Below are 13,415 nucleotides of genomic sequence, written 5' to 3' on the forward strand. Positions count from 1 at the left end.
AACCATTGATTTTAAAGGGTTTGCAAAAAAAATCTCAAAAAATTAGCACTCACCTATTGACAGTGCTAACAACGTGTGTTATATTACATGCAGAACAAAGAAAACAACATATTTCTCCTTCGGGAGAGATATTTCTCATACAAGAGGAGGGTTAGCCTATGAATATCAGTAAATTTACACAGAAATCCGTACAGGCTGTCCAGGATCTGGAGAAGGTTGCTTATCAGTTTGGCAACCAGGAGATTGAAGAGGAGCATCTTTTATATGCTCTGCTGGAACAGGAAGATAGCCTGATCCTTAAACTGATCGAGAAGATGGAGATAGATAAGGATTATTTCAGAAATTCTCTGAATCAGGCACTGGATGCTAAGGTTAAGGTATCCGGCGGTGAGCTCCGTTTCGGACAGTACCTGAACAAGGCTCTGGTCAGTGCAGAGGATGAAGCCAAGGCAATGGGAGATGAATATGTCTCTGTAGAGCATCTCTTCCTTGCTTTGTTGAGATATCCAAGTCCAAGCATGAAGAAACTGTTTCAGGAATTTGGCATTACTAAGGAGCGTTTCCTGCAGGCACTTTCTACAGTACGAGGCAATCAGCGTGTAGTCAGTGACAATCCGGAAGCTACTTATGATACTTTGAATAAATATGGTGAGGATTTAGTTGAAAAGGCACGTAACCAGAAGCTGGATCCTGTGATCGGACGTGATGAAGAAATCCGTAATATCATCAGAATCCTTTCCCGTAAGACCAAGAACAATCCGGTGCTTATCGGTGAGCCTGGTGTAGGTAAAACAGCAGCAATCGAGGGTCTTGCACAGCGAATCGTGGCGGAGGATGTGCCGGAAGGTCTGAAGGATAAGAAGATTTTTGCCTTGGACATGGGTGCTCTGGTAGCAGGTGCCAAATACAGAGGTGAGTTTGAGGAACGTCTGAAAGCAGTCCTTGAAGAAGTAAAGAAGAGTGAAGGAAACATCATTCTTTTCATTGATGAGTTACATCTGATCGTTGGTGCAGGTAAGACTGACGGAGCCATGGATGCAAGCAATATGCTGAAGCCTATGCTTGCCAGAGGTGAGCTTCACTGTATCGGTGCCACAACTCTGGATGAGTATCGTCAGTATATTGAGAAAGATGCCGCTCTGGAACGTCGTTTCCAGCCTGTTATGGTAGATGAACCTACAGTGGAGGATACCATTTCCATCCTTCGTGGTCTGAAGGAGAGATATGAGGTCTTCCATGGTGTTAAGATCACAGACAGTGCGCTGGTTGCAGCAGCTACACTTTCACATAGATATATCACAGACCGTTTTCTTCCTGATAAGGCCATTGACCTGGTGGATGAGGCCTGTGCCCTGATCAAGACAGAGCTGGATTCCATGCCTTCAGAGCTGGATGAACAGCGCCGTAAGATCATGCAGCTGGAGATTGAGGAATCTGCACTGAAGAAAGAGACAGATAACCTGAGTAAGGAACGTCTGGAAGCACTTCAGAAGGAACTGGCAGAGCTTCGAGATACCTTTAATACACAGAAAGCACAGTGGGACAATGAGAAGCATTCTGTAGAGAAATTACAGAAGCTTCGTGAGCAGATTGAGGATGTGAATAAGCAGATCCAGAAAGCAAAACAGAACTATGATCTGGAGAAGGCTGCACAGTTACAGTACGGCGAACTTCCGAAATTACAGCAGCAGCTGGAAATCGAAGAGAAGAGTGTCAAAGAAAGTGACAGAAGTCTGGTTCATGAGGCAGTTACTGATGATGAGATCGCAAGGATCATTTCCAGATGGACCGGTATTCCTGTAACAAGACTGACAGAAGGCGAGAGAGCCAAACTCCTCACTCTGGAAGATCAGCTTCACAAGAGAGTTGTAGGCCAGGATGAAGGTGTGAAGAGGGTTACAGATGCAATCCTTCGTTCCAAAGCCGGCATCAAGGATCCGACCAAACCTATCGGTTCCTTCCTGTTCCTTGGTCCTACAGGTGTAGGTAAGACAGAGCTTGCCAAAACTCTGGCAGAGAATCTGTTTGATGATGAACAGAATATGGTCAGAATTGATATGAGTGAATACATGGAGAAGTATTCTGTATCCAGACTGATCGGAGCGCCTCCGGGATATGTAGGATATGAGGAGGGCGGCCAGCTTACTGAGGCAGTCCGCCGTAAACCATACAGTGTTGTACTTTTCGATGAGATTGAGAAAGCACATCCGGATGTGTTTAACGTACTGCTGCAGGTACTGGATGATGGCCGTATCACAGATTCTCAAGGACGTACAGTTGACTTTAAGAATACAATTCTTATCATGACTTCCAACATCGGTTCTCCGTATCTGTTGGATGGTATTGATGAGAATGGTGAGATCAAACCTGAGGCTCAGAGTCAGGTTATGGATGACCTGAGAGGCCATTTCCGTCCGGAATTCCTGAACCGTCTGGATGAAATAATTATGTTTAAGCCCTTGACAAAATCCAATATTGGTAAGATAGTAGACTTGATGGTCGGCGAGCTTGACAAACGTCTTGCAGACCAGGAGCTTTCCCTGGAACTGACAGATACAGCCAAGGATCAGGTTATCGAGAATGGCTATGACCCGGTATATGGTGCACGTCCGTTGAAGCGCTATCTGCAGAAATATGTAGAGACTCTTGCGGCGAGAAAGATTTTGTCCGGAGATGTTCACGCAGGTGATACTCTGGTGCTGGATGTTCAGAATGGGGAATTCATTGTTACGGTAAAGGACGGAAACTAAATGATACCCAAAGATCCAATGATTCTGCTGAGTTATGTGAATACTCAGCTCAGGGATTACTATGATTCCCTGGAAGCACTCTGCACATGCAGAGGATTGAAGAAAGACGAACTGGTGGCGAAGATGCATTCCATCGATTATGAGTATGATGAGGCAACCAATCAGTTCATATAAGAAATATGCGAAATGCTCTCTGACAGCGGGAATTGCTGTTGGGGAGCATTTTTCGTATTGCATATAAGAAAGCTCCCTGCTTTAATTGCCCAAAAGTGATAAACTGCGGAGCAGTTATTGGGTCATGTGTTTCAAAATCAGTACAATTTTAAAAAATAGATAAGGCAGCACAAAAAATGTCAGTAATAAAGATTAAATCGTTAAAATATAAACGAAAATAATCAGGAAATATGTAAAAAATGTATAAAAAAACAGGAAATAAAGTATAAATATTCACTATCCACACAATTGATTTTTGTATGCTGTATGATATAATTGCATCTGTAAAAAACAAGCGCATATTAAATAGGAAGAAACACGTATATGAAAAAAATCTCCTGAATGATAATCGCGCTGTACGAAAATACAATATGGAGGTGGCAGTTTTGAAAAAGTTGGTGACCGTACTGGGTGCTTTTTTTGCAGTTCTTCTGGCTTGTCCATTGAGTGTATTTGCGGCAGAAGGCAGTAAAGCACCATCTACAGTACCTGTATGGCTTTGCATTCCCTTTGCAGGGCTTTTGTTATGTATTGCAGTGATGCCTCTGGTGAAAGCGGAGTGGTGGGAGTCTCATCAGCCACTGGTTGTTGCCTTATGGATCATTCTGATGGTGGTTCCATTTGCTTTCGTTTATGGAGCCGGAAAGACTGCAGAGACAGTTCTGGACTGTATTGTGAATGATTATCTTACATTCATCATTCTGTTATTCGGCCTGTTCTGCGTATCAGGTAATATTACCATGGAGGGTGATTTCGCAGGTTCCCCCCGTGTTAATGTAGGTCTGCTTGCACTGGGAACTCTTCTGGCAAGCTGTATCGGTACCACCGGTGCCAGTATGCTGATGGTACGTCCGGTAATTAAAATGAATTCATGGAGAAAGAGAAAAGGACATATTATGATTTTCTTTATCTTCATGATTTCCAATATGGGTGGATGTCTTACCCCGATTGGAGATCCGCCGCTGTTAATGGGATTTATGCGAGGTGTTCCATTCTTCTGGAGCCTGCATCTGTTCCCTGTACTGATCTTTAATATGGTCATTCTGCTGTTTGTATTTTATCAGATTGATAAACGTTCCTACAGAAAAGATATTGCAAATGGCCGTAAACCGGATATCCGTAAACCGGGTACTCAGTTTCGTCTGGATGGACTGCACAATATCATTTTCCTTGTGATGATCGTTGGCGCGGTAATTTTAAGCGGTGTACTTCCGGGAATGTCCGCATTCCAGGATGCTGCAGGCAATGTAAGAGGCATTCATCTCTTTGGAGAAGTAACCCTGACATTCCCGGCTCTGATCGAAATCGTGATCATTCTGCTTGCTGCTTTTCTTTCCTTTAAGACAACAGATAAACAGATCCGTATCAGGAACCATTTTACCTGGGGTGCGATCCAGGAGGTTGCGGTTTTATTCATCGGTATTTTTATCACCATGCAGCCTGCATTGATGCTTCTGAAAGCTGTAGGACCGAATCTGGGAGTTACTGAACCGGCAGAGATGTTCTGGGCAACAGGTGCACTTTCCAGTTTCCTGGATAACACACCTACTTATCTGGTATTCCTTACAACAGCCGGAACGCTGGCATTTACAAATGGAATCACAACCACACTGGGAACAGTACCTACCAAGATTCTGTCTGCCATTTCCTGTGGTGCGGTATTCATGGGTGCCAACACTTATATCGGAAATGCCCCGAACTTTATGGTAAAGGCAATCTCTGATGAGAACGGTGTGAAGATGCCGTCATTCTTCGGATATATGCTCTGGTCTGTGGCATTTCTGATTCCGGTGTTTGTTATTGATATGTTTGTATTCTTTTTATAAGGAGGGAGGATCATTATGCAGGATAATCAGGAAAAATGTAAAGAACTTGCAATACGCATTTATAACCTGGACGAAGAAGTTTATAAATGTGTGGGTTCCTCTCTGGGACGTACATTTACAGGACAAAAAGAAACAACTCTCCGTCATCTGGCAGCACTGATGTATACCAAGCCGGACGGACATCTGCTCAGAAGTGAACTGGCGCTGATCAGTAACATGGCCCGTACCATCAGGGATAAGAGCGAGAGAAGACGTCTTATGATAGAGTATGACAGTATTCTGAAAGAGATTGAAAGTCTTCCGGATACATTTGGACAGACAGATATTGTAGATAAAGAACGTATCAGTCTGAATAATCTGATCGCAAGACGCCAGAATGAGATTTCCGAAAATGATCATCTGATCATCTGTATCAGCCGTACACAGGGAAGTGGCGGTAATGATATCGGATTTGAACTGGCGGATCAGCTTCAGATCAACTATTATGATGCAGAAATTTTTGATCAGGTTATGAAGCGTCTGCAGGCAGACAAAAATGCAGTCAGTGATACTGGTAATTTTGAAGGGTTTGATAAATACAGAAAGAAAAAACACACAGATCTGAAAACCTGGTTCAGGGAATTCAATCGTTATCATGGACTTCCGAAGCAGGACGCAGTATTTTTCAATATGAGTGATCTGATCTGTGAACTGGCAAAGAGTGAAGACTGCGTGATCATGGGACGTTGCGCAGATGCGATTCTTAAGAATAATCATATTCCTCATATCAGTCTGTTTATCAGTGCTCCGTTCCAGGTTCGTGTGCAGCACGTTATGGATATCCGTAATATGAATCTGAAACAGGCAGTACGTTTTCTGAAGCAGATGGATAAGCAGCATAAGAAATATTATGAATTTTATACCGGTGAGAAATGGGGAAAACCGGAGAATTATGATTTGTGTATCAACAGTGCCAACTATGGACTGAAGGATACAATTGAGCTGATCCGGAGAATGCTGGATCAGAAGGTTCACTGATCAGAGGGAGATTTATCTGTCTGATTTAACCGAATCGAGTAAATAGCGGAGCGGATTGCAAATATCCGCCTGACAAAGAAAATAAGCTCTGTGGATAAAAGAAAAATCCACAGAGCTTATTTTTTGCCAAGTCCAGGCAGATATTTGTAAGCAGCAAAGCAATCTGGGAATGCCCGGCGCTTGCTGTAAACGACTTTGATTTTAACGCCAGTTGAATGTACTCATACCATAAACATAGATAAAGGCAATTATAATCGGAAGTACAAACCGGAAGAGTGGTTTCATCCACTTCTGTACCTTTAAGCCCTTACCTGTATTGGCCTCTCTGATAAAGTTATCCCATCCCCAGCCGAACTTATTACAGCAGAAGAGTGCAAGGATGAGAGAGCCAAGGGGTAAAATATTGTTGGAAACAATAAAATCCCAGAAATCAAGCCAGGTAGTTCCTTCGGCAAATGGCTGGAAGTGGAAAACGCTGAAACCAAGGGCTGTGGTAAGTGCCAGAAGAAAGACACCTGTGCCGCAGACCACGCTGCCTTTTGGACGAGACCAGCCGGTAAGCTCACGTATCATTGCCAGAATGTTTTCGCACACTCCCAGAACTGTTGACATGGCTGCGAATACCATGAACAGGAAGAATAAGGAACCCCAGATGCGACCTCCGGACATGTTGTTAAAAACTGCTGCCATTGTATCAAACAGAAGGCTCGGACCTGCGTTTACTTCCAGATTAAAGGTAAAGCATGCAGGGAAAATAATAACTCCTGCCAGAAAAGCAACCAGTGTGTCCAGTGTGATCACATGAATAGCTTCCCCCATCAGAGAATGCTCTTTGCCAATATAGCTGCCAAAGATAGCCATGCCACCCATACCTGTAGATAAAGTAAAGAATGCCTGGTTCATTGCCCCTACGATCACCGAACCATCAATCTTTGAGAAATCCGGTTTCAGATAAAAGGTCATTCCCTCACCAGAGCCTTTCAGAAAAAGACTGTGTACAGCGAGAGCAAGCATCAGTACCAGCAGTGCAGACATCATATATTTTGTCACACGCTCCAGTCCTCCCTGAAGATTGAAGGAAAGGATGAAAAATGCAATGACTACAGTGACCAGTAAGAAGAATACATTCACAGAGGGAGAGGAGATCATGGCTGAAAATCCCAGTGAACCATTTTTACCTCTGAGAAACTGTACAAAATAATAAATGATCCAGCCGCAGACAACAGTGTAAAATGCCATCAGGGCAATGTTGCCAAGCAGACAGAACCAACCGAAAATCCCCCATTTCTGTCCTGGCTTTTCCAGCTTACGGTACATGAAAAGGGGACTTGTCTGAGCCGCTCTTCCGATGGAAAATTCCAACACAAGAGCCGGGATTCCCAGGATGACCAGACACAGAAGATAGATCAGCATAAAGCTGCCGCCGCCATTTTGCCCGCACATCCACGGGAATTTCCACACATTTCCGCAGCCAATGGCGCAGCCGGCGGAAAGCATAATGAAGCCAAGCCGGCTTCCAAGCTGTTCACGTTTCATAAGATAACGCTCCCTTCAGAAGTTCATATAAGGGATATTATAAGATAAAAAACAATATTTGTAAAATTGATTGTTTTGTTGTATGTTATTGAAAATATCGTTTGTATAAGAAAAATAACGCTTCTGCGTTTTGATGGGAAAATATTGAAAAAAATATGGGAAAGGAACGAGAAATGGATACAAATGTGTTAAAAACTTTTATTGCAGTATGTGAATATTCCGGATTTTCGGCTGCTGCAAAAGAACTGGGATATACGCAGTCTACAGTTTCTTCACAGATTAAACAACTGGAAAAGGAACTTGATGTCAGGCTGTTTGACCGTTATTATCATAAAATCAATCTTACGGAAAAGGGAGTTTTAGTTTTGCAGCAGGCTCGAAACATTCTGAAGGCACAGGCAAAAATGCTCGATTCGCTGAATTCGGCTGAAAGCATTGAAGGCGAGATACGGTTGTCTATGTCCAGTTCTGTCTGCAGCAGATATTTTAAAAATGATTTTCTGCGTTTTCATCATCAGTATCCGGAAATAAAAGTGGAGATAACAGAAAACGGTACAGAGCAGATGTTTGATAAATTACGGAAGAACGAAACAGATTTAGTTTTCACTCTGGACAGGCATATTTATGATTCGGATTTTATTATTTGTGCGGAACAGGAAGAACAGGTTCATTTTATTGCAGCGGCTGATAATCCTGTTGCAGGCTGTTCATGGAAATTAAGTGAAATTTCTCAGAATGAGTTTGTGTTAACAGAACAAGCCATGAGCTACAGAAAAATACTGAATGAAATCCTTGCGTCCCAATCACTGGAAATCCGTCCGGTTCTTGAAATCGGAAATCCGCTTCAGATATGTGAACTGGTAAAAAACAGCAGCCTGCTTTCCTTTCTTCCGGATTTTATTTCGGAGAAATATGTGAAAGACGGACAGATTAAAAGACTGGATGTTGCTGGCTGCCCGGTAACTGTATGGACACAGTTGCTGCTCCACAAAAATAAATGGCGGTCTCCGGCAATTAATGTGTTTGTAGAATTTTATAAAGAAGTCATGCAGAGATAGAACTTGAAGAATACTGGAAATTTTATTCGACCTGAGATGAAAAATATTAGCCGGGCAAAATAAAATTGAATATTTACAAATTGGAAATATCAAAGTTAAATCTAAAATAATTATAAACTGCACAAAAAACACTTGCATTTTTTGTCTAAAAGTATATCATATATGATTAGTCAGGCTAATTAAAGAATAATATCAGACCTGAAAGAGGACAGAGGCCGGAAAGGAGTGAAGTTATGTGGTGCCCGGAAGAGGAGAAGAAAGAAAAACGAGAAGAGAAAAGCATGCCTGCGCTCTTTATGGAGATCAACCGCCAATATGGTATGAGATGTATGCAGCGTATACGGGAAATCGGTATCCAGCAGGGACAGATGCCGATCATTATGATCGTATACAGACATAACGGCTGCAGCCAGAAGGAGATTGCAGAGTGGATGTGTGTAACACCGCCCACTGTTAATGTAAGTATCCAGCGTCTGGAGAAAGCCGACATTGTCTGCAGGAAACGTGATGATAAAGACCAACGCATCATGCGTGTATATCTGACAGAAAACGGAAGAAAAATCGTGGAGGAGCTCCAGCAGGAAAGCAAAGCTGTGGAAAAAGTGATGTTCAGCAATTTCAGCGAAGCGGAGCTATGTCTTTTACGAAGGTTTTTTGGGCAGATTCTGGATAATATTTCGGAGATACCTGTCAACAGGTAGAAACTGAAAAATACATGATGGAGCAGATTGAGAAAACTGTATCAGCATGTTCAGATAAAAAATAATATTGTCTGCAAAAGAACTGACATGTGAGTTTAAACAGACATACATTAAAAATAGGAAAAGAGGGAATCAAGCAATGATTAAACTGATGAAATATCTGAAGAAATCAGCGGGATACATTGTCCTGATCATAGCACTTCTGTTTCTGCAGGCGTACTGTGATCTTTCCCTGCCGGATTATACCTCCAAGATCATTAATGTAGGTATCCAGCAGAAAGGTATTGAAGACAGTGTGCCGGATAAGCTTCGGGATTCAACCTTGCAGAATCTTCAGATTTTTATGGATGAGGATCAGAAAAAGGAAGTTTCACAGAATTATACACAGGAAGAGGATACCTGGGTATTAAACGATGATATTTCCAAAGAAACCAGAGAGAATTTAAATGAGGATTTCTCCAAGGCAATGATGATGGTATCTGCCTTTTCCGAAGACAGTGAACAGGGGCAGGCAATGGTTGCACAGATGGGCCTTCCGGAGGGAACAGACCCGTTGACAGCGCTGGCGCAGATGCCGGAAGAAGCAGTACAGCAGATTATGAGTCAGGTGGATGAGAAGCTGAAAGATATGCCGGAGTCTATTGTGACACAGGCTGGTGTTGCCTTTGTTGCTTCAGAATATGAAGCACTGGGGAAAGATGTGGATGCCATTCAGATGCATTACATCCTGATGTCAGGTATCAGAATGCTTGCCATGGCTCTGGTGATCATGCTGGCAGCGATCAGCGTCACATTTATTTCGGCCAGAGTGGCAGGCAGACTTGGTCATGACCTGAGAAACAGCATTTACCGCAAGGTTATGAGCTTTTCCAGCAGAGAATATCATAAATTCTCCACAGCATCCCTGATCACACGAAGCACCAATGATGTGCAGCAGGTACAGCAGGTTATGGCAATGATGTTCCGCATTGTTCTGTACGCGCCGATCCTTGGTATTGGTGGAGTGCTCAAGGTATTAAACACAGATTCTTCCATGACATGGATCCTTGGTGTGGCAGTTGGTCTGATCCTGATTGTGATCTTTGTGCTGTTCCAGGTGGCAATGCCAAAATTCACTATCTTACAGACTCTGATCGACAGACTGAATCTGGTATCCCGTGAGATTCTGACAGGTATTCCTGTTATCCGTGCATTCAGCCGTGAGAAGCATGAGGAAGATCGTTTTGAGAAAGCGAACCTGGATCTGACAAAAACAAACCTGTTTGTCAACAGATGTATGACTTTTATGATGCCCATTATGATGTTGATCATGAACGGAGTATCTGTACTTATTATTTACAGTGGTGCCCATGCAGTAGACAACGGAACCATGCAGGTTGGTAATGTTATGGCATTTATCCAGTATGCAATGCAGATCATTATGTCCTTCCTGATGATCACTGCAATGTCTATTATGCTCCCGAGAGCAAATGTTGCAGCGCTTCGTATTGATGAGGTTCTGAAAACAGAGGTTTCCATTCAGGATCCGGAAACTCCGGTACATCCGTCAGAAAGTGTGAAAGGCGAGATCGAATTTGACCATGTATCCTTTGCTTACCCGGAAGCAGGTGAGAATGTACTGACAGACATTTCCTTTAAAGCAAAGAAAGGTCAGACGATTGCAGTGATCGGAAGTACAGGAAGTGGTAAAAGTACCCTGATCAATCTGATCCCAAGATACTATGATGTGACAAAGGGTTCTGTTAAAGTGGATGGTGTGGATGTCCGTGACATGACTCAGAAAGAGCTTCGTGATAAGCTGGGATATGTGCCGCAGAAGGGTGTACTTTTCTCAGGTACCATTGATTCAAACATCCGCTATGGTAAGCCGGAAATCACTGATGCACAGGTAAAGGAAGCAGCAGAGGTTGCACAGGCTACAGAATTTATTGATACCAAACCGGAGAAATATGAATCCCCTGTATCACAGGGAGGTACCAATGTTTCGGGCGGACAGAAACAGCGTCTGTCCATTGCCAGAGCCATTGCAAAGGATCCGGAGATATTTATCTTTGATGACAGCTTCTCTGCTCTTGACTTTAAGACTGACAGTCAGTTAAGAAAGGCATTGAAGGAGTACACCAAGGATGCAACTACTGTGATCGTTGCCCAGAGAATCAGTACTATCCTTGGTGCAGACCAGATCATTGTACTGGACGACGGACATATGGCAGGTATTGGAACTCATAAGGAACTGATGGCAAATTGTGAGGTATATCAGCAGATTGCAAGATCTCAGTTATCAGAGGAGGAACTGGCATGAGCGAACAGAGAAGAAGAGGTCCTATGGGAGGACGTGGACGTATGATGTCCGGCGAAAAGGCGAAAGACTTCAAGGGCTCCATGGCTAAGCTTTTCCGTTATATGGGACGATATAAATTCCGCTTTATACTGATGTTTATCTTTGCAGTAGCGGGAACTGTGTTTAGTATTGTAGGGCCTAAGATTTTAGGTAAGGCGACCACAGAGCTGTTTAACGGCCTGGTTGCCAAGGTAAACGGAACCGGTGAAATTGACTTCGGAAAGATCGGGATGATCCTGTTATGGACACTTGGATTATATGTGTTAAGTGCATGCTTTTCCTTTGTACAGGGATTCGTAATGTCAGGGATCTCCAATGATGTTACCTATAATCTGAGAAAAGATATTTCAAAGAAAATCAACAGACTGCCTCTGAACTATTATGAGAGCAGAACAAACGGTGAGATCCTCTCCCGTATCACCAATGATGTGGATACTCTGCAGATGAGTCTGAACCAGAGTCTGACACAGCTGATCACATCAGCGACAACCTTGATCGGTGTATTTATTATGATGCTTTCCATCAATGTGTGGATGACTCTGGCAGCACTTCTGATCCTGCCGGTTTCCATGTTCATCATCCAGACTGTCATGAAGCATTCCCAGAAATACTTCCAGGATCAGCAGAGCTATCTGGGTAAAGTAAACGGTCAGATCGAAGAAAACTTCGGTGGTCATAATGTGGTCCGGGTTTTCAACAAAGAGAATGATGTAGTAGAAGAATTTGAAAAAGACAATCAGAAGCTTTATGAATCTGCATGGAAATCTCAGTTCTTCTCAGGAATGATGATGCCGATCATGCAGTTTGTAGGTAACCTTGGATATGTAATGGTAGCTCTCTTAGGCGGCGTGTTTGTAATCAAAAAAAGTATTGAAGTCGGTGATATCCAGTCCTTTTTCCAGTACATCCGTAACTTTACACAGCCAATCCAGCAGATCGCACAGGTTACAAACCTGTTACAGTCCTCAGCAGCAGCTTCCGAACGAGTATTTGAATTCCTGGAGGAGCCGGAAGAAAGTCAGAATGAGAAGAACCCTGTAGATGTTAATACACTTACAGGAGATGTACAGTTTGAACATGTAAAATTCGGTTACAATCCGGATAAGATCATTATCAATGATTTCTCTGCAGATGTGAAGGATGGCCAGAAGATTGCCATTGTAGGTCCCACAGGTGCAGGAAAGACAACTATGGTGAAACTGCTTATGAGATTCTATGATCTCAATGGCGGAAGTATTAAGGTAGATGGTTATGACATCAAAGACTTTAACAGAAGCAGTCTGAGAGAGATGTTTGGAATGGTGCTCCAGGATACCTGGCTGTTCTCAGGAACCATTATGGAAAATATCCGTTATGGACGTCTGGATGCTACAGATGAAGAGGTGATCGCAGCAGCAAAGGCAGCCCATGTGCACAACTTTATCATGCAGCAGCCGGGCGGCTATGACATGGTTCTGGATGAAGAAACCAGTAATATTTCCCAGGGACAGAAACAGCTTCTCACTATTGCCAGGGCAATTCTTGCTAATAATAAGATCCTGATCCTGGATGAGGCAACCTCCTCTGTAGATACCAGAACCGAAGTGCGTATCCAGAAAGCCATGGACAATCTGATGAAGGGCAGAACCAGCTTTGTGATCGCACACAGACTTTCTACCATCAAGGATGCAGACCTGATCCTGGTTATGAAAGACGGTGACATTATCGAGCAGGGAAATCATGAAGAGCTTCTGTCTAAGAAAGGCTTCTATGCAGACCTGTATAACAGTCAGTTTGAGAATAAGGCAACTGCCTGAAATAGAAAATTACAGTATGGAAATCATGATATAAATCTATGGCAATTTCTGAAAAAATGAAATTGCTGTAAGAAAGAAATATATTATAAATCCCTCAGGGGTATTTGTAAAAGAGAATATATCCGGCTCCAGGCTAATGCAGATATTTTTTTTGCCAGGCAGATATAGGATCGCACA

Annotated in this window: 9 protein-coding genes; 8 read left to right on the top strand and 1 reads right to left on the bottom strand. The window is 43.0% G+C overall.

Annotated elements, in window-relative coordinates:
* The first annotated feature begins 158 nt into the window (after positions 1-158).
* The 4 genes from clpB to LJE11_RS12695 all read left to right on the top strand — a co-directional run bounded on the left by clpB (position 159) and on the right by LJE11_RS12695 (position 5,806).
* Positions 159-2,750 (top strand): ATP-dependent chaperone ClpB, encoded by a 2,592-nt coding sequence (gene clpB / locus LJE11_RS12680; protein WP_022380645.1) that lies wholly within the window; start codon positions 159-161, stop codon positions 2,748-2,750.
* Positions 2,751-2,924, top strand: coding sequence for a DUF4250 domain-containing protein (locus tag LJE11_RS12685; RefSeq protein WP_008706656.1), 174 nt, complete (start codon positions 2,751-2,753; stop codon positions 2,922-2,924).
* A gap of 425 nt (positions 2,925-3,349) precedes the next feature.
* Positions 3,350-4,789: a sodium:proton antiporter gene (locus tag LJE11_RS12690; RefSeq protein ID WP_055052588.1), complete on the top strand. Its 1,440-nt coding sequence runs from the start codon at positions 3,350-3,352 to the stop codon at positions 4,787-4,789.
* 15 nt (positions 4,790-4,804) lie between these two features.
* The gene (locus LJE11_RS12695) at positions 4,805-5,806 is read left to right on the top strand and encodes a cytidylate kinase-like family protein (RefSeq protein ID WP_055052587.1); all 1,002 of its coding nucleotides are present in this window, start codon (positions 4,805-4,807) and stop codon (positions 5,804-5,806) included.
* A 201-nt stretch (positions 5,807-6,007) separates the two neighbouring features.
* On the opposite strand, the gene LJE11_RS12700 is transcribed toward LJE11_RS12695, so the two are convergent.
* On the bottom strand, positions 6,008-7,342 hold the full coding sequence (locus tag LJE11_RS12700; protein ID WP_025580801.1) for a sodium-dependent transporter: 1,335 nt from the start codon (positions 7,340-7,342) through the stop codon (positions 6,008-6,010).
* Positions 7,343-7,515: 173 nt separating this feature from the next.
* Between LJE11_RS12700 and LJE11_RS12705 the strand changes: the two genes are divergently transcribed.
* The 4 genes from LJE11_RS12705 (at position 7,516) to LJE11_RS12720 (ending at position 13,238) form a co-directional block, all read left to right on the top strand.
* On the top strand, positions 7,516-8,400 hold the full coding sequence (locus LJE11_RS12705) for a LysR family transcriptional regulator (protein ID WP_025580800.1): 885 nt from the start codon (positions 7,516-7,518) through the stop codon (positions 8,398-8,400).
* Between the two features lie 233 nt (positions 8,401-8,633).
* Entirely contained in the window at positions 8,634-9,101 is a 468-nt protein-coding gene (locus LJE11_RS12710) for a MarR family winged helix-turn-helix transcriptional regulator (RefSeq protein ID WP_008706650.1), read from the top strand.
* A gap of 139 nt (positions 9,102-9,240) precedes the next feature.
* Positions 9,241-11,403: an ABC transporter ATP-binding protein gene (locus LJE11_RS12715; protein ID WP_161276110.1), complete on the top strand. Its 2,163-nt coding sequence runs from the start codon at positions 9,241-9,243 to the stop codon at positions 11,401-11,403.
* On the top strand, positions 11,400-13,238 hold the full coding sequence (locus tag LJE11_RS12720; RefSeq protein WP_119246092.1) for an ABC transporter ATP-binding protein: 1,839 nt from the start codon (positions 11,400-11,402) through the stop codon (positions 13,236-13,238). The genes LJE11_RS12715 and LJE11_RS12720 overlap by 4 nt, the downstream gene beginning before the upstream one ends.
* Positions 13,239-13,415: the final 177 nt, after the last annotated feature.

The organism is Blautia sp. DFI.1.216, from assembly GCF_020594215.1.
GTDB classification, from domain to species: Bacteria; Bacillota; Clostridia; order Lachnospirales; family Lachnospiraceae; genus Blautia_A; species Blautia_A wexlerae.